This window comes from Streptomyces sp. JNUCC 63 (assembly GCF_054366325.1).
On record NZ_CM135963.1, the window covers coordinates 6,253,829 to 6,270,479 of the forward strand.

At 73.3% G+C, this 16,651-nt stretch carries 14 protein-coding genes and 2 pseudogenes; 7 read left to right on the forward strand and 9 right to left on the reverse strand.

Going from position 1 to position 16,651, the window contains the following annotated elements; genetic code table 11:
* Position 1: 1 nt before the first annotated feature.
* The 4 genes from ACX25U_RS28775 to ACX25U_RS28790 form a co-directional block, all read right to left on the reverse strand.
* Positions 2-1,615 (reverse strand): serine/threonine-protein kinase, encoded by a 1,614-nt coding sequence (locus ACX25U_RS28775; RefSeq protein ID WP_454384218.1) that lies wholly within the window; start codon positions 1,613-1,615, stop codon positions 2-4.
* A 72-nt stretch (positions 1,616-1,687) separates the two neighbouring features.
* Positions 1,688-3,259 (reverse strand): HoxN/HupN/NixA family nickel/cobalt transporter, encoded by a 1,572-nt coding sequence (locus ACX25U_RS28780; protein ID WP_454384220.1) that lies wholly within the window; start codon positions 3,257-3,259, stop codon positions 1,688-1,690.
* Positions 3,256-4,749, reverse strand: coding sequence for a tetratricopeptide repeat protein (locus tag ACX25U_RS28785; protein WP_454384222.1), 1,494 nt, complete (start codon positions 4,747-4,749; stop codon positions 3,256-3,258). Before ACX25U_RS28785 ends, ACX25U_RS28780 begins: the two co-directional genes overlap by 4 nt.
* Before the next feature lie 125 nt (positions 4,750-4,874).
* Positions 4,875-6,446, reverse strand: coding sequence for a DUF4331 domain-containing protein (locus ACX25U_RS28790; RefSeq protein WP_454384223.1), 1,572 nt, complete (start codon positions 6,444-6,446; stop codon positions 4,875-4,877).
* A gap of 207 nt (positions 6,447-6,653) precedes the next feature.
* Here ACX25U_RS28790 and ACX25U_RS28795 point away from each other — a divergent pair, with 207 nt between their 5' ends.
* The 3 genes from ACX25U_RS28795 (at position 6,654) to ACX25U_RS28805 (ending at position 8,324) form a co-directional block, all read left to right on the forward strand.
* On the forward strand, positions 6,654-7,133 hold the full coding sequence (locus tag ACX25U_RS28795; RefSeq protein WP_454384225.1) for a sigma factor-like helix-turn-helix DNA-binding protein: 480 nt from the start codon (positions 6,654-6,656) through the stop codon (positions 7,131-7,133).
* Positions 7,130-7,942, forward strand: coding sequence for an anti-sigma factor (locus tag ACX25U_RS28800; protein WP_454384227.1), 813 nt, complete (start codon positions 7,130-7,132; stop codon positions 7,940-7,942). The genes ACX25U_RS28795 and ACX25U_RS28800 overlap by 4 nt, the downstream gene beginning before the upstream one ends.
* Before the next feature lie 115 nt (positions 7,943-8,057).
* Positions 8,058-8,324, forward strand: a complete 267-nt coding sequence (locus tag ACX25U_RS28805; protein ID WP_454384229.1) for a hypothetical protein — start codon at positions 8,058-8,060, stop codon at positions 8,322-8,324.
* Positions 8,325-8,362: 38 nt separating this feature from the next.
* Here the strand turns inward: ACX25U_RS28805 and ACX25U_RS28810 are convergent, their stop codons facing one another.
* Together ACX25U_RS28810 and ACX25U_RS28815 are read right to left on the reverse strand one after the other, a co-directional pair.
* The gene (locus tag ACX25U_RS28810) at positions 8,363-9,571 is read right to left on the reverse strand and encodes a CaiB/BaiF CoA transferase family protein (protein ID WP_454384231.1); all 1,209 of its coding nucleotides are present in this window, start codon (positions 9,569-9,571) and stop codon (positions 8,363-8,365) included.
* A gap of 138 nt (positions 9,572-9,709) precedes the next feature.
* Positions 9,710-9,964: pseudogene (locus tag ACX25U_RS28815) on the reverse strand (ABC transporter permease); the annotation flags it as partial.
* Positions 9,965-10,278: 314 nt separating this feature from the next.
* Between ACX25U_RS28815 and ACX25U_RS28820 the strand changes: the two are divergent.
* Positions 10,279-11,526 carry an RNA-guided endonuclease InsQ/TnpB family protein gene (locus ACX25U_RS28820; protein WP_454384233.1) on the forward strand — a complete coding sequence of 416 codons (1,248 nt, stop codon included), beginning with the start codon at positions 10,279-10,281 and terminating at the stop codon, positions 11,524-11,526.
* 10 nt (positions 11,527-11,536) lie between these two features.
* A pseudogene (locus ACX25U_RS28825) lies at positions 11,537-11,875 on the forward strand (TetR/AcrR family transcriptional regulator C-terminal domain-containing protein); the annotation flags it as partial.
* Positions 11,876-11,901: 26 nt separating this feature from the next.
* Here the strand turns inward: ACX25U_RS28825 and ACX25U_RS28830 are convergent.
* Genes ACX25U_RS28830 through hmgA form a run of 3 tightly spaced genes read right to left on the reverse strand, consistent with a single transcriptional unit; the run spans position 11,902 to position 15,199 of the window.
* On the reverse strand, positions 11,902-13,068 hold the full coding sequence (locus ACX25U_RS28830) for a type ISP restriction/modification enzyme (RefSeq protein ID WP_454384235.1): 1,167 nt from the start codon (positions 13,066-13,068) through the stop codon (positions 11,902-11,904).
* Between the two features lie 26 nt (positions 13,069-13,094).
* Positions 13,095-13,844, reverse strand: coding sequence for a GntR family transcriptional regulator (locus ACX25U_RS28835; protein ID WP_454384236.1), 750 nt, complete (start codon positions 13,842-13,844; stop codon positions 13,095-13,097).
* 26 nt (positions 13,845-13,870) lie between these two features.
* On the reverse strand, positions 13,871-15,199 hold the full coding sequence (hmgA, locus tag ACX25U_RS28840) for a homogentisate 1,2-dioxygenase (RefSeq protein ID WP_454384238.1): 1,329 nt from the start codon (positions 15,197-15,199) through the stop codon (positions 13,871-13,873).
* A gap of 143 nt (positions 15,200-15,342) precedes the next feature.
* Between hmgA and ACX25U_RS28845 the strand changes: the two genes are divergently transcribed.
* Positions 15,343-15,993, forward strand: coding sequence for a nuclear transport factor 2 family protein (locus ACX25U_RS28845; protein WP_454384240.1), 651 nt, complete (start codon positions 15,343-15,345; stop codon positions 15,991-15,993).
* A gap of 7 nt (positions 15,994-16,000) precedes the next feature.
* The gene (locus ACX25U_RS28850) at positions 16,001-16,606 is read left to right on the forward strand and encodes a TetR family transcriptional regulator (protein ID WP_454384242.1); all 606 of its coding nucleotides are present in this window, start codon (positions 16,001-16,003) and stop codon (positions 16,604-16,606) included.
* Positions 16,607-16,651 lie beyond the last annotated feature (45 nt).

A 16,651-nucleotide genomic window follows, 5' to 3' on the forward strand; every position in this document is an offset into this window, starting at 1 on the left:
CTCAGGGAGAGGCGGAAGCCGTACCCGAAGCGGAGGCCCCGTCCGTCGGGGTCTCCGTCGCACACGTCACCGAGAACGGCACCGCGTTCGAGACGGCCCGCACGGGCGAGCGCACCTCGATGCTGATCGCGTTCTCGAACGTCCCGCCCTGCGCGTACGTCGTGACCCTCACCGTGTCCTGCCGGGACTTCCCGCCCTCCGAGGGGAACGACAGCGTCTTCCACCCCGGATCGGACACCTCGCCGCTCTTCAGCACCCACCGGTAGGAGACCTCCGCCGGCAGCCGCCCCACCGTGAACGTGGCCGTGAAGGCCGGGGCCCGCTCGCCCGGCGGCGGGCACGTCCCGGAGTACTCCGTGTGCGTGCCGGCCAGCGTGACCGTCACGGACTGCGGCGGGGGAGTGCTCGAGGAACTCGCACTCGTCGAAGGAGCCGAACCGCCGCCGGTTTCCGTGCGGCCGGCGCTCACGCTCGGCGACGGCGTCACCCCGCCCGGACTGCCGCTCGTGCGCGGCCCCCCGTTGCCGTTGCCGTTGCCGTCGCCGTCCCGGTGGAGCAGCGCGTACGTCAACCCACCCAGCGCCAGCGCGAGCACGGCCAGACCCGCGACCAGCACGAGCACCGCGCGCCGGTTGCCGCCGGGCCGGGGCCGTCGGCCGTCAGGATCCGCGACGGGCCGGGTTCCGGTGGCGGGGACCGGTATCGGCGGGGTCGGCGACGGCTCGTACGGGTGGGTGGCGACCGTCGGGGCGTAGGCGGTGGCGGGCGGAGTGTCCGCGCGCGGGGTGCCGCCCGCGCCGATGATCCGCAGGTCCCGCTCGGCTCGTCCGGCCGGCAGCCGTTCGGCCGGGTCCTTGCGCAGCAGGCCCTCGATGACCGGAGCGAGCGGGCCGGCCCGGCGCGGGGGCGGCAACTCCTCGTCCACTACGGCGCGCAGAGTGCTGAGCGGGGTGTCCTGCCGGAACGGGGAGTGGCCCTCGACGGCCGCGTACAGCAGCACGCCCAGCGACCACAGGTCCGACTCCGGGCCCGGCGTGCGGCCCAGCGCCCGCTCCGGGGCGAGGAATTCGGGCGAGCCGACGACCTCGCCGGTCATGGTGAGCGCGGAGCTGCCCTCGACCGTCGCGATGCCGAAGTCGGTCAGCACCACCCGGCCGTCGTCCGCCAGCAGCACGTTCGCGGGCTTCACGTCCCGGTGCAGCACCCCGGCCGCGTGCGCGGCGCGCAGCGCGGACAGCACCTCGGCACCGATGTGCGCGGCCCGCCGCGGGCCGATCGTGCCCTCGGCGTCCAGCACGTCGGCCAGCGACAGGCCGCGCACCAGCTCCATCACGATCCAGGGACGGCCGCCGTCCGTGGCCACGTCGTACACCGTGACCACGTTGCGGTCGGCGACCCGGGCCGCGGCCCAGGCCTCCCGCTCCAGCCGGGTGTACATCCGCTCCACTTCGGGCTGCGGCAGGCCGGCCGGGGCCCGCACCTCCTTGACGGCGACCTCGCGGCGCAGCACCTCGTCGCGGGCGCGCCACACGGTTCCCATGCCGCCCTCGCCGAGCGGGGACAGGAGCCGGTAGCGGCCCGCGATCACACGTTCTCGGCCCGGTTCTTCGGACACCGGCGCCCCCCATTCGCATCCGGGCGGTGTCTGCACTGCGCGTGAGTGGGTGCGATGTCTCCCCAAACTAGCTCAGCCCAGCGCGGATGCCGCCCCCCTGAGCAACAATCCGGCGCCCAGGGCCACGACGACGAACGCCGAGCCGAGCGGTGCGGTCCTGCGCACCAGGGCCGCCATCGGGCCCGCGGTCCAGCGGGGGCGCCGGTCCAGCAGGCGGTTCATGCCGCTGCCCAGCCTGACGACGGCGAAGCCGGCCGCGGTGAGGGTCAGGGCGAGCCCGGCGCCGTACGCCACGACGAGCAGCAGCCCGAACCAGGCCTGGCCCAGCGCCGCCGCGCCCACCAGGACGACCACGGCGGAGGGACTGGGCACGAGCCCGCCGGCGAAGCCCAGGAGGAGGGTGCCGCGGAGGGTGGGGGCGGTGGGGTGGGTGTGGGTGTGGCCACCGTGGGTGTGTTCCAGGGGGTGGGGGTGGTCGTGGGGGTGGCTGTGGTCGTGGTCGTGCGGGTGCTCGTGGTTCTCTCCGTGGGAGCGCGCGTGCGCGTGGTCGTGGGAGTCGTGGGAATGGGTGTGCTCGTGGCCGTGACTGTGCCCGTGTCCGTGCGTGCGGCCGCGGTTGCGCCAGGCGCGGCGTACGAGGGTGGCGCCCGCCAGGGTGACGAGGACGCCGCTCGCGATGCCCAGCCAGGCGATCACGGAGGGCGCCGCCGTCGAGCCCGCGGCGACCAGCAGGCCGAGGGCGATCACGCCGAGGGTGTGGGTGACGGTCACCGAGGCGGCCAGCGGCAGGACGTCCCTCAGGCGGGCCCGGCCGCCGCGCGCCGCCGCCATCGCCGCCATGATGGTCTTGCCGTGGCCCGGGGCGAGGGCGTGCAGGGCGCCGAGACCGACCGCGATGACCAGGGCGAGGGCGGCGAAGCCGAGGGTGAGGTGGTGCCGGGCGACCATGTCGTCCAGGGCCCGGGTCCAGCGGTCGGCGCCGCGGGGCAGTATGGAGGCGGCGGGCGCGTCACGCCCGTCGTCGACGAGGGCGGGGCCGCCGGGCCGCACGCGCAGGGACGCGGCGGAGATGTCGGCCGGAGAGGACAGCAACTCCTCGGGATAGCTGGTCAGTTCGCGGGAGACGGAGGTCTTCGGCACGTTCGACGCGGTGAGCGTCATACGGTCGCCGCGCGCGGTGATCTCCCGCCAGCCGGGCCCGCCCGAGGCGCCCGCGCCGCGGAAGGCGACGGCGGCGGTGGCGTCCTCGGGCAGCGGCGCGGTCAGCTCGCACTCCACCCGGAGGGTGTCCAGGCCGGCCTGGCCGGGACGCACGCGCGCGTGGCTGCCGACGGCGGTGAGCGCGACGTCGCGTCCGTCGACGGTGAGCCTGTTGTCCCGCGCGGCCTTCTCGCACCGCTGCCGGGCCCACGCGGACATGCCGGTCCGCTCGATGCCGGGCTTGGCCTGGGTCGCCGGGATCTCGGCGAGGTCCTCGACGTGGACGACACGGAGGGCGCCGGGGGAGGCGACGAGGCCGTCGTAGTGGTTGACGGTGAAGTTGCCGAGGGGGTGGGCGCTCGCGGTCGCGGCCGGGACGAGGACGAGCGCGCAGGCGGCGGTGAGGACGGCCGCGGCGGCGCGGAGCGGACGAAGGTGCTTCACCGTGCTGCCTCCAGGGCCTTCAGCGCCGTACGTGCCTCGCGGGCGCCCAGCGGGGAGAAGCCGGGGTTCAGCTTCAGGGCGGCGGACAGGTGGGTGCGGGCCTCGTCGGTGTGGCCGGTGGCGCGCTCGATGATGCCGCGGTGGTGGAGGAACGCGGCGTTGCGGTAGCCGGTGGCCGTGGCCCGCCGGGCGTAGGGGAGGGCTTCGGCGTCCTTGCCGTTGACGTGCAGGGCCCAGGCGAGGGCGTCCGCGGTGTGCACGGTGTGCCGGCGGGCCCACTCGGCGCGGGCGGCACGCAGGGCGGCCCCCTTGTCACCGTGGTCGGCGGCGGCGAGCGCGGTGTCGAGGTCGGCGTTGACGCCGCCCGCGCGGGCGAGGGCGATCCAGGCGTCGACGAGAGCGTACTGGTCCCGCGCCTTCGCCTCGTCGCCGGCGGCGCCGCGCGCCTCGTACAGCTCGCCCAACGCGACGAGCGGGCCGGGCAGCGGGTAGCGGGAGACGACGGCCTCCATGTCCCTGACGGCGCCGGCGCGGTCACCGCTCGCCGCCTGGGCGCGGGCGCGGCCCTCCAGGGCGGGGAGGTAGGTGTCGTCGGCGGCCAGGGCTCTTGCGTAGTGGCCGAGGGCGGTCCTGTAGTCGCCCTGGTTCCAGGCGAGTTGGCCGAGCTGGGTGGCGACGTAGGCGATGTCGCCGCGGGAGGTGGCGGCGGAGAGCGCCTGTTCGAGGACACGGCGGGCGGTGGTGACGTCCCCGCGCAGCTCGTGGACGTAGGCGTAGCGGGTGAAGACGGGGACGCCGGGGCGCCGGGTGTCGGCGGTGTCGGCGGCCTTCGACGCCTCCTCGTACCGGCCGAGTTCGACGAGGGCGTCGATACGGGAGGACAGGGCGCGTTCGCTGTAGGGGTTCTGCCTCAGGGCCTGGTCGGCGTACTTCAGCGCGCCGGTGAAATCGTGCCGGGCGGCGGCGAGCGCGGCACGCCCGGCGAGGGCCTGGTCGTTCCCGGGCGCCAGCTTCAGCGACCGCGTCAGCGCCTTCCCGGCCTGCGGATACCGCGACGGATCCCCCTTGGTCCGCGCCTCCTCGACGTAGGCGAGCCCGAGGGAGGCCCACCCGGCGTAGTCCCTGGGCTGCGCCCTGAGGTGCCCCTGCAAGGAGGTGACACCGCCTTCGGGCCTCCCGCCGAGCAACTCCGGCTCCACGGCCCCGGCCCCGGCACCACCCCCGTCCCGCGCCGCCCCGACAGCCACGGCCCCACCGGTGAGCGCCACAGCCAACAGCACGGCGGCTCCCGCGAGTCGCAGCCGCCGCCCAGCAGCGGCCACCCGCCGCACGGCGGCGACACGCTCATCGCCGGAGGGGACGTCGCCGGGCCGGCTGCCGGCCCGGCGCTCCCCGGGTGCGGGGACGGCCCCGTCGTGTTCCGGGGGCGCCGTCGGGCCGGTGCCGTGTTGTTCGTGGTCCGGTGGGGTGGGGTTGTTGCGCCGGGCCATGCCCTCTCCTCGGTCGCCGGGGTGGTTCGGGCCGTACTGCCGGTACGGCCGGGGCCGTGTGGGTGGCGCGGCCCGCGCCGTGGGGGATGGGAGTACGCGGGCCGCGCCAGTCGGTGGGGACGGGGTCAGTACGGGCGCTGCATACGGCGGCGCCACCAGGCCAGGGCCGTGCCGATCAGCAGGACTCCGGCCGCGCCCGCGGCCGCCGAGCCGGCGATCAGCACCGTGTTGCCGGAGCCGGAGGACCCCGCCGGCTGCAGAGCGTCGCCCAGCTGGCTGCGCACGTCCGCGCCGCTCTGCGTGCCCTTGGCGAGCCGCCCGCGCGAACCGGCCGTGGGCTCCGCCACGTAGGGGAAGGACTTCTCGAACTTCTTGTCGTTCGCGTCGACCGCGTCACCCAGGTCGTTCTTCGCGCCGACCAGCTCGCCCTCCATCACCTGCAGCGCCGCGTCGATCACGTCGTCGCCGAGCCGGCGGCCGTTCGGGAAGCCCGCGTTGTCGCCGTCGAGGACGCCCAGCCGCTTGGGGTGCGTGCTCGGCTTGATCGAGGTGTTCAGGCGCAGCTGCTCCGACGGGCGCACGTGCGGCGGCTGGTTGAGGCCCTTCACGCCCTTGAGGAACACGTCGACGAGGTCGTTGCGCGGCTCGGCGGGAGCGGGGATCTTGTAGATCTGCTCGATGAGCTTCGGCAGCTCGGGGTTGGTGACGTTCTTCAGGAACTGCGCGTCGTCGTACGGCGAGGACGCGTTGAACCTGTCCTTGTCCTTCTGCGGGTTGACGACCTCGTTGACGAGCGGGTTGCCCAGCCGGGAGACCTGAGTGAACCCGCCGTGCGCGTTCTTGCGCTGGGTGGTCGACCAGATGCCCACCACGGGCTGCGTCTCCGACTCGCGGATCAGGTCGTTCGGCACCTGCAGCGCGATCGTGTTGACGTTGTAGCCCTTGAGGGTGTCGTTGCCGACCTCGGAGAGGTTCCCGCCGTACAGCAGGTCGAAGACGCGCAGATCCGCGAAGAACGGGTCGTCGGCCTGCCCGGCGAAGGTCGCCGCACCGCCCGCCGTCCTGTAGATCGCCTCGGCCCGTAGCCTGCCGTAGTCCGGCATCGACGCCTTGCCGACGTTCGACGGCGCCACCGGCACCCCGTCCGCGATCCGGGTCTTGGCCACCAGCTTCTGATGGCGCAGCTTGATCAGGTCGATGCTGTAGCTCTGGGTCACGTTCAGGGTCGGGTCCTTCAGGCTCTGCACCGGACCCGTGTTGTACAGGAACGTGTTCTCGTTCTTGATGTGCGTCCTGAAGGTGTAACGGAAGATCAGGTCGCTCTGCGCGTCACCGTTGTTGTCGATGTGCAGGTCGTACTGCGCGTCGTCCGCGAACGTGTAGAAGTTCGGGCCGCCGGCCGGCTCCTGGAACGGGATCCAGTTCGCCACGATCGTCGTCGTGTCGTGCCTGTCCGGGCTGACGAACGCGTACAGGTCCGTGTTGTCGTACTGCGGGGTCCCCGAGATGAGCGGGGCCTCCCGGTGGCTGGAGGCGGCGGCCTCCCCCGGTTCCAGCGTGGCCACGCCGGCGGCCGCGAGCCCCCCGGCGGCCAGCGCGCCGCAGATGAGGGAGGCGAGGCCCCGGTGGCCCTCCCGCGGAGCGGAGCGCCCGGGCGTACCCCCATCGCCCTTGGAGAGACTGGAGAAAGGTGTCATGCCGATCCGTCCTCAGTGCCAACTTGTCTGTCGCTCGGGGATTCGGAGACCGCGCCGGGGCGGATTGGTCGGCCGGCGAAATTCTTTTCTCCCTGCTCGACCCGCGTTTTCGGCCCGCTGATCCGTACCTCACTGGAAGGGCGCGCCCGCTGCGCGCGCCGCGCGCGACAGGACGGGCCCACGGCGGCCGCGGAGAGGGGGCGACGAGTGGAGGCGGACGAGCTTCTGGTGCTCGTGGCAGGGGGCGACCAGAAGGCATTCGAGGAGCTGTACGGGCTGGTGTCCGGGCCCGTCTACGGGCTGGTGCGGCGCGTGGTGCGCGACCCCGCCCAGTCCGAGGAGGTGGCCCAGGAGGTGCTGCTCGAACTGTGGCGTTCCGCCACGAGGTTCGACCCCGAGCGGGGGAGTGCCCTGTCCTGGGTGCTCACCCTCGCCCACCGCCGCGCCGCCTCGCCCGCCTTCGACCATGTCACCGAGGAGGTCGAGGCCGGCCTGGAACGCGAGTGGGTACGGCGCTGCCTGAACCGCCTCACCGCCCTGCAGCGTCAGTCCGTCACCCTCGCCTACTACGACGGCTACACGTACCGTGAAGTGGCCGAGCGGCTGTCCCTGCCCCTGGGCACGGTCAAGACGCGGATGCGCGACGGACTCACCCGGCTGCGCGAGTGCCTGGGAGGAGTCGCGTGAGCCTGCTCGACCGCCTGCTGCGCCGCGAGGACCTGCACTCGCTGGCCGCGCCCTACGCCCTCGACGCCCTGGAGCCCGCCGAACGGGTCCGCTTCGAGAAGCACTTGAGGAAATGCGACCTGTGCGGCGCCGAGGTGCGCGCCCTGTCCGAGGACGCGGTCCGGCTGGCCTGGTCCGCGGCCGCTCCGCCGCCCGCCGCGCTGCGCGACCGGGTCCTGGCCGCCGTACGCGACACTCCCCAGGACACCGCACCGGCGCGCGAGCACACGCCCCAACTGCCCCCGCACGTCTGGGGTACCCAGCCGCCGCCCGCGCGCATCCGTGCGCCCCGGCCGCGCCCCCTGTTCGTCCCGTTCGCCACCGTGACCGCCGCCGCGGCCCTCGTCGTCGCCGCGCTGTTCGCCGTCCAGGCGAACCGGACCCAGGAGGAACTGGACGCCCAGAAGGACCGGGCACGTGAGATCACCCACGTTCTGGCCGCGCCCGACGCACGGGCCACCACCGGCCGGGACGCGCGGGGCCGCGGTATCGGAGTGATCGCTTCCGCCTCCGAGGGGCGGGCCGTGGTCACCCTGAGCGGATTCGCGGCCCCGCCCGGTGGCCGGGTGCACCAGCTCTGGCTCATGCGCCCCGGCGCGCAACCGCGCTCCCTCGGGCTCTTCGCGGGTGACACGCCCTTGGCCGTCTCGGGTCTCGCCAGGTCGGCCACGTCACTGGCCGTGACGGTCGAACCCGACGGGGGATCAGATCTGCCCACCAGCCAGCCGTTTGTCCAACTCGCCCTGAAATCGGTCGGATTCGGAGAGTAATCGTCAACCCCTTTACGGGGAAGGTGAATCCTGTGACCGCGATACACGAGTGCCCCAAGGGGGCGATAGGGTTACTCTGCCCGGGCCGGGTGGACTCGTACGGGTGGGGAGTGACATGGAACAGATAACAGTGCGCAGCAGGGCCAGGGTCCCTGCGATCACCTGCGGGAGCAGTGCGACCAGTTCACGCCTCGACCGCCATCTCTCGGTGCTGGCCGGCCCCGCCGTGCCGCAGCAGGAGACGGCGGAGGCGACGTCGCTGATGCGCGAGCTGACCGCGCGTGACGCGCAGGACCACACGGGCAGGGGCGCACGGGTCCGCCGGGTGTCGCTGTTCGCGCCGCTGCGCCGGCTGCGCCGCTCGCTGTTCGGCGGGCGCTGAGCGCGACCGGCGTTCCTGTCCGTTCACCGGACCCGCGCTCAGGCCACCACACCGTCCCGGCGCAGCGCTGCGATCTCGTCGTCCGTCATCCCCACGGCACGCAGCAGCGCCTCGGTGTGCTGACCGAGCGCGGGTACGTCCCCCATGCGGGGCCCGGTCCCGCCCGGCAGCGTGATCGGCGGCAGCAGCGCCCTGAGCGGCCCGACCGGCGTCCCCACCTCCCGCCACCGCTCCCGGGCCGCGAGCTGCGGATGCTCCGCCACCTCGTGCAGGTCCCGCAGGCGCGCGCACGCGATGCCCGCGGCCTCCAGCCGGGCCAGCGCCTCGTCGGCGCCCAGTGCGCCCAGGGCCTTCGCGACCAGTTCGTCGGTACGCTCCCGGTTGGCGACCCGTGCCGCGTTCGTCGCGAACGCCGGGTCCGTCCCCGACTCCGGCTGCTCCAGCACCCCCTCGGCCAGCCGCCGCCACTCCCGGTCGTTCTGCACCGACAGCAGTACGCGTCCGCCGTCCGCGGTCGGATAGGCGTCGTAGGGGGCGATGACGGCGTGCGCGAGCCCGGTGCGCGCCGGGGCGGTGCCGCCGTGCATCGCGTGGTGCAGCGGATGCCCCATCCACTCCGCGAGCGACTCCAGCATCGACACCTCCACCGGCCCGCCGCGCCCGGTCGTGCCGCGCCGCACCAGCGCGGCCAGCACACCCGAGAAGGCGTACATGGCCGCCGCGATGTCCGCCGTCGGGATCCCCGCCTTCACCGGCTGCTCCGGCGTCCCGGTCACCGACACCAGCCCCGCCTCGCACTGCACGAGCATGTCGTACGCCCGCTTGTGCGCGTACGGACCGCCGGACCCGTACCCCGAGATGTCCACCGCGATCAGCCGCGGATGCCCGGCGCACAGCGTGGCCGCGTCCAGCCCGAGCCGGGCCGCCGCGCCCTGCGCGAGGTTCTGCACGAACACGTCCGCCCCGGCGACCAGACGCCGTACGACGTCCAGACCCCGCGGGTCCTTCAGGTCCAGCGCTATCGACTCCTTCCCCCGGTTGCACCACACGAAGTGCGAGGCGAGCCCCCCGGCCGCGCTGTCGTACCCCCGCGCGAAGTCGCCCCCGTCGATCCGCTCGACCTTGACGACCCTGGCCCCGAGATCGGCGAGCTGCCGGGTGGCGAAGGGCGCCGAGACGGCCTGCTCGACGGCGACGACGGTGATGCCCTCCAGGGGCAGGGGAAGCTGATCCATGCCCCGGATCATGTCCCGGGAGCGGCGGTTTTGTCAGCAGCGGGGCGTGGCCGGCCGACGGGTGCCGCGCCGGCCCACCGGTGACGCCGGCCGTCTCCCGCCCGCGCACCACCCGCGGCAGTCACTTGGTGCTGCTCTTCCCGCGGGCGGCCCGGGGTTTTCGGTGGGGATGTAGGAGTTGGACAGCAGGGGCAGTGCGAAGGTCGAGGCGCCCAGCTGGCCGGCGGCCTCCTCGCTGCGGCTCAGCAGGCCGAGGAGAATCCCGACCCAGGTGCAGGCCAGCCGGAACAGCAGCAACAGCCCCACGGCGCCCAGCGCGCCGGCCGCCGTCCCCTTCACCCGCCAGCCCACGGCCAGCCCACCCAGCAGCACCGTCCCGACGGCCGTGACGACGAGGTCGGCCACCAGACGCGCGCGCTGATGAACCGCCATCCCTGGCTGCCGTGCCTGATGTCCCCGGCCTACAGGTTCAGCGGATCCTTGCGAGGAGCCCCGGGCGTTAACGCCGGGAGGAAGCGCCTCCTCAAGACTGTGGCGTGGAGCGCCGCGGCTTCGCTGCACGTGTCCGTCCGCGCAGTGGCCGGGCTCCTGCGCGCCGTCCAGGTCCGGCGGAGAGCCGTGCGAGGTGGCCGAACGTGCGGTCGATTGGTCGCTCGGTGTGGTGGAGGGGGCGGGGAACGTGCGAGGGCCGCTCGTACGGGTGTCTACGCTCGGTGATCGTGAAGCTGGTGGTGCAGATCAGGCTGCTGCCGACGTCCGTGCAGGCGGTGGCGCTGGAGGCGACCCTGCGCGCCTGCAACGAGGCGGCGACCTGGGCGAGCGGCATCGCCTTCGAAAAGGATGCGAAGACCAACTTCGCGCTGCGCAAGCACACCTACCGTGAGATCAAGGCCCGCTGGGGGCTGGGCGCGCAGGCCGCCCAGCATGTGATCAAGAAGACCTGCGACGCGTACGCGGTGCTGCGGGCGAATCTGAAGGCCGGGAGGCTGGGCCGGCCGGGCTCGAAGCGTCACCGCAGGGCCGTCGGCAAGCCGATCGCCTTCCGGGCGGAGGGCGCGCAGCCCTACGACGACCGGATGCTGTCCTGGCAGATCCCCGAGCGCCGGATCTCGATCTGGACGACCGCCGGGCGGGCGAAGGAGGTGGCGTTCACCGCCTCCCCCGAGCAGCCGGCCACCCTGGCCCGGTACCGCAGGGGTGAGTCGGACCTGGTGTGCCGGGACGGCATGTGGTTCCTGAACGCCACCTGCGAGGTCCCCGAGCAGCCGCCGAACACCGACCCGGTGGACTTCCTCGGCGTCGACCTGGGCATCGTCAACATCGCCACCACCTCCGACGGCGAGATCATGGCCGGCCGGGGGCTGAACCGCATCCGGGTCCGGGAGCGCAGGCTGCGCACCAAGCTGCAGCAGAAGGACACCCCGTCCGCCAAACGGCGCCTGAAGAAGCGGCGGCGCAAGGAGGCGCGGCGGGCGAGGGACATCAACCACAAGATCGCGAAACGTGTGGTGGCCGAGGCAGAACGCACCGGTCGCGGGATCGCCCTGGAGGATCTGACGGGCATCCGCGAGCGGGTACGGCTCCGCAAGCCCCAACGGGCCACCCTGCACTCCTGGGCGTTCCACCAGCTCGGGCAGTTCATCGCATACAAGGCCCGCAAGGCGGGGGTGCCGGTGGTGTACGTCGATCCGGCGTACACCTCCCGCACCTGCGCCCAGTGCGGGCACCTCGACAGGGCGAACCGGGTGAGTCAGGCCCGGTTCGCGTGCCGGTCCTGCGGATTCGTTGATCACGCGGACCGGAACGGCTCCCGCAACATCCGCGCCCGCGCGTGGGAGTTGTGGCGACGCGGGGCCGCGTCAACGGCCCCTGCCCCACCACCGGAGCACACGCGCCGGGGCGGGGCTGGACGCAGACGCAGCGCCACACCCAGTGACGCGACGTTGTGCAAGCCCGTCACTCAGTGACGGGTAGTTGACCCCCAACGCCCTGCGCTACTTGGAGTACTGTCTGGCCTGCCTGGACCCGATCGACGCGCCCTACGGTACGAAGATGCAGCTCATCGGGCTGCTCAACGGCATGGTGACGATGTACGTCACCATCGAGCTGGCCACCGCCGAGCGCACCCGCTCGCTGCCCTGGTCCGGGGAGCAGGAGACCGCGGTACGGATCGCCTACCTGGGCGGCCAGGTCGCCACCGGCGCCTATCCGCGCATGGCGGCGGCCTTCACGGAGGACGCGGGGCCGATCGACCTCGAGGCGGTGTTCGAGCGGGCGCTGGGCCGGGTGCTGGACGGGTTCGAACCGCGCGGCTGAGACGTCCTGCCGGCCGGCGGGGGCTGTCAGATCAGGGCGAACTGACCCTCTGGGCCCTCCTCGTGATGGTCGAGGACGGAGGCCGGCCGACGGGCCGCGTCCGGCACCGGCAGGACTCCCGCGGATCGCAGGTCGGCGGCGGTGATCGGATCCGTGACCGCCAACTCCTCCTGGTGGGGTCGCAGTTCCGCGAGCAGTGCCAGGACCGTGATCAGCTCCAGCAGCTCCGACGTCCACGCCTGCGGCCAGGTCGCCGGGCGGACCGCCGCCAGCGTGCCCGGTTCGCCCTCCGCGGTCCGCGCGGCGAACCACTGCTCCAGGACGCGCACCGAGCCGGCCTGGAAGTCCCACGCCTCGGGCGGTACGGGGGAGATGCGGCCCTCGCCGAGGTGCAGGGCCTCCTCGTCGCGGTCGTAGTGCAGGGTCGGCGGGCGCGGGGGCAGCGGGGCGCGGACGTAGGGGCGGCGGCCGCCGGGCAGCTTCGGGCGTTCACCGTCCCGGCGCATCAGCCACAGCATCCGGCGGCCCAACTCCACTCCCGCCGCCCAGAGTCCGGCGTCCCCCGTGAGCGGGACGGCCGGGCCGGGGCGTACCGTCGCCAGCGTCCAGGCGAGCACGTCCACCGGGGTGGGGGAGCGCCCGAGACGGGCGGCCAGGTGCTCGAGCAGGCCGGGCGCCAGGTTCGGCTCCCGCGCTCCCGGGCGGCGGTACAGGGGACGGACACGGCCCGGGCGGAGGACCGGCAGCAGGGAGGTCGCCAGCAGGAGCGGTTCCGTGGCGCCGGGCCCGGCGGCCGACTCGGCGACGAAGACCTGCCGGGCGTCCGCCACCCGCCACAGCTCCGGGCGGGCCGCGTCGATCAGACGGTGGTCGGGGATCAGCCACTGCTCGTCGAAGGGGGCCGCCAGCACGCGTACCGGCTCCGGGCAGGGCCCCGAGGCGCGGATCAGCTTCTCGGTGCCGCCGGTCCCGCCCGGCAGCTGCCCGACCGCCGTGTACGGCGTCCGGGAGCGCGTCGGCTCGAACAGGGCTTCCCGGTCGGGCCCTTCGGCCTTCAGCAGGGCCTCCCAGCGGGCCTTCAGACAGCCCGCATCGGGCGCCGCCGGCCACCCCCGCCCGAGCCGCGGCGGTGCGACGGACCACGGCATGAGGTCCGCCAGCAGCGGAGCGTCGTCGTGCGTCACGCGGGGCATCGTACGACGGGGCGACGGCGCGGAGGTCACGTGGCGTCGAGGGTGACCGAGAAGGAGAAACGGTCCCCGCGGTAGTGGATGACCGCCACGTCCAGCGGCCGCCCCGCCGCGTCGTGGGTGATCCCCGTGTAGTGCAGGATCGGGCTGAGCAGCGGGACGTCGAGCAGCCGCGCCGTCTCCGGGTCGGCCAGCCGCGCCTGAACCGTGTCCGTGATCCGGCTGATGTCCGCGCCGACCACGTCCCGCAGCACCTTGGTCATCGGCCACCGCAGCAGGTCGTCCACGGCTATGCGCCGGGCCAGCTCCGGACGGACGTAGTTGCGGGCGTGGTTGGTCGGCTCACCGGTCTTCTCGTCGCTGCGCAGCCGGTGGTACGCCGCCACCTCGCCCAGATCCGGGAAGAACTCGGCGAGTTCGGCGGGCACGGGTGCCGTGCCGTGGTCCAGCAGCTCGGTGGTCATGCCGGACTGCTGGGCCACGATCGCGTCCACCGAGCCGAGGAGCCGGACCGGGGCGCCCCGTCGGGCGTCCGGCTCGATGAACGTGCCGCGCCGCCGGTGCCGGGTGATCAGTCCCTCGTCCTCCAGCTCCTTCAGCGCCTGCCGCATGGTCAGCACGCTCACGCCGTAGTGCCCCGCCAGCTGTTCCTCGGTGGGCAGACGCAGCGGGTCCCGGGGCGAGCGGCCGAGGATCGAGGCGCGCAGCGACTGGGACACCTGGTACCACAGCGGCAGCTTGCGGTTCAGGACGATCGAATCCGGGGCGAAGGAGGTCACGGGCCATCCGTATCGGTAGGAAATCCTCAGTGCAAGGGGCGGAAGTGCCGCTGGAGGCCCTGCCACACGTCGTCGTAGCGCTGTTGCAGGTGCTCGGCGCGCGCCGCGTGCGGCGTGAGCGTCACCGGCCAGCGGGTCTCGAACATGAACGCCAGTCCGTCGTCGACCTTCTGCGGCTTCAGCTCGGCCGCGCTCGCCCTGTCGAACGTCTCCCGGTCCGGGCCGTGCGCCGACATCATGTTGTGCAGCGAGCCGCCGCCCGGCACGAAACCGCCCTCTCCGGCCGTCTTCGCGTCGTAGGCGCCCTCGATCAGGCCCATGTACTCGCTCATCACGTTCCGGTGGAAGTACGGCGGCCGGAAGGTGTCCTCGCCCACCAGCCAGCGCGGCGCGAAGACGACGAAGTCGATGCCGGCCAGGCCCGGGGTGTCGGAGGGCGAGGTCAGCACCGTGAAGATCGACGGGTCCGGGTGGTCGTACGAGATCGTGCCGATGACGTTGAAACGGCGCAGGTCGTAGACGTACGGCACATGGTTGCCGTGCCAGGCGACGACGTCGAGCGGGGAGTGGCCGTAGGTGGCGGTCCACAGGTTGCCGCAGAACTTGTTCACCACCTCCACCGGGCCGTCCACGTCCTCGTACGCGGCGACCGGCGCGCGGAAGTCGCGGGCGCCCGCGAGGCCGTTGGCGCCGATGGGGCCGAGGTCGGGGAGGCGGAAGGGGGTGCCATAGTTCTCGCAGACGTACCCCCGGGCCGTCTCGTCAAGGAGCTCCACGCGGAACCGCACCCCGCGAGGGATGAGCGCCACGTGGCCGGGCTCGGCGTGCAGCAGCCCGAACTCCGTGCGCAGCAGCAGCCCGCCGCGCTCCGGCACGACCAGCAGCTCGCCGTCCGCGTCGCTGAAGACGCGCTTCATCGAGGAGTTGGCGTGGTACAGGTGCACGGCCATGCCGGTGCGTCGGGTGGCGTCGCCGTTGCCGCCGAGGGTCCACAGGCCGGCCAGGAAGTCCGTGCCCGGGGCGGGCTCCGGGAGGGGGTTCCAGCGCAGCCGGTTCGGGTCGGGCACGGTCTCGGTGAACGGGGCTGTGCGGAGTGCGCCGTTGTCGGTGCGGGTGAACGCCGGGTGGGCGGCCGAGGGGCGGATGCGGTACAGCCACGAGCGGCGGTTGTGGGCGCGGGGCTCGGTGAACGCCGTACCGCTGAGCTGCTCCGCGTACAGTCCGAGGGGGGCGCGCTGCGGGGAGTTGCGTCCCTCGGGCAGGGCGCCCCGAACCGCCTCCGAGCTGTGCTCGTTGCCGAAACCGGAGAGGTAGGTCAGTCCCTCGGCGGTCTTGCGTGCGTCGTCCCCGCTCATGATCGCTCCCTTGCAACCTGATTCCTATGGGACACCGTAGGATTGCGTTTTCCGGGGCGCAAGACCCCCTACTCCCCGGGGAGGGTCGGAACCAGACTTCAGGGGGATTCGGCGGGTCGTGCCGCTGCTCTACGCTCCCCGTCATGCTGTCGTGGACGCGGGGACCACTCGCTGCGCTCGCGGTCTGTGTCCTGCTGTTCGCCGGGCCGGCGGGCTGCGGATCGAACAGTGCGCACGGGGGTGCGGAGCGGGAGTCGTCCGAGCCCGTGGGCAAGCTCCTCGACCACACCGACGAGGAGGGGCGGCGCTACCGCGAGGTGGACAGGAAGAGCGCTCCCGAGGTCGGCGTCGAGGTCCAGCCGGACGCCGGCGGCGACTGGAACGTGCGGCTGACCGTCCACCGCTTCCGCTTCTCGTCTCCCGGCACCGAGCCCCGGGCGACACCCGGCCGCGGCGTCGCCCACCTGCTGGTGGACGGCCGGCTGGTGACCCGCCTGCGCACCCCCGACTACCACCTGTCCGCCCACCTCGTCCCCCACGGCACCCACCACGTCACCGCCCGTCTCCACGCCGACGACGACACGGTCTGGGCGACCGCCGGCAAACCGATCCAGAGCACAGCCGACATAACGGCCTCCCCTTCGGAGCGGCCCGGGTCGTCCCCGGCCTCGACGCCCACCGCTTCCGCGGGCTGGAACACCGGCGTGGCGGGTGGTGGGCGTGCCGTGGAGTGCCGCCCCGCCGTCCGCTCAACTGGAAGGCGCGCTTCACCCGATCGCCGGGGACGGGCATGATGAAGCCGTGCCTCACGCGACCCCGCTACGCCGTGCGCCCGTGCAGCGGCGCAGTGCCGAACGGCTGACCAGGATTCTCGACGCCTGCGCCGACCTCCTCGACGAGGTCGGCTACGACGCGCTGACCACGCGTGCCGTCGCTCTGCGCGCCGGTGTGCCCATCGGTTCCGTCTACCGGTTCTTCGGCAACAAGCGCGCGATGGCCGACGCGCTCGCCCAGCGCAACCTGGAGCGCTTCACCGAGCGGGTCACGGAACGTCTGAAGGGGACCGAGGGCGGCTGGCGTGTCGCCATGGACGCCGTGCTCGATGAGTACCTGAAGATGAAGCGGACCGCCCCCGGCTTCTCCCTGGTCGACTTCGGCAACCAGATCCCCGTCGGTGCCCGCTACGCCGAGCCCAACCGCCGTGTCGCCGACCGCCTCACCGACCTGCTCTCCGGCTACCTGGACCGCGCGCCCGACGACGACCTGCGCCGTACCTTCCTGATAGCCGTCGAGACCGCCGACACCCTCGTCCACCTCGCCTTCCGCGTCGAACCGCGGGGCGACGAGCGGATCATCGAGGAGATGCGGGTGATGCTGCGGGCGTATCTGGGACGGGTGCTGGACTGAGCCGCGCCCGCGCCGGTCCGCACAGCGCGGTCCAGGCACTGTTTC

Coding starts and splice junctions, on each gene's coding strand:
- ACX25U_RS28785 (WP_454384222.1), bottom strand. CDS start 4,749: ATGGCCCGGCGCAACAACCCCACCCCACCGGACCACGAACAACACGGC.
- ACX25U_RS28790 (WP_454384223.1), bottom strand. CDS start 6,446: ATGACACCTTTCTCCAGTCTCTCCAAGGGCGATGGGGGTACGCCCGGG.
- ACX25U_RS28805 (WP_454384229.1), top strand. CDS start 8,058: ATGGAACAGATAACAGTGCGCAGCAGGGCCAGGGTCCCTGCGATCACC.
- ACX25U_RS28810 (WP_454384231.1), bottom strand. CDS start 9,571: ATGATCCGGGGCATGGATCAGCTTCCCCTGCCCCTGGAGGGCATCACC.
- ACX25U_RS28830 (WP_454384235.1), bottom strand. CDS start 13,068: ATGCCCCGCGTGACGCACGACGACGCTCCGCTGCTGGCGGACCTCATG.
- hmgA (WP_454384238.1), bottom strand. CDS start 15,199: ATGAGCGGGGACGACGCACGCAAGACCGCCGAGGGACTGACCTACCTC.
- ACX25U_RS28845 (WP_454384240.1), top strand. CDS start 15,343: ATGCTGTCGTGGACGCGGGGACCACTCGCTGCGCTCGCGGTCTGTGTC.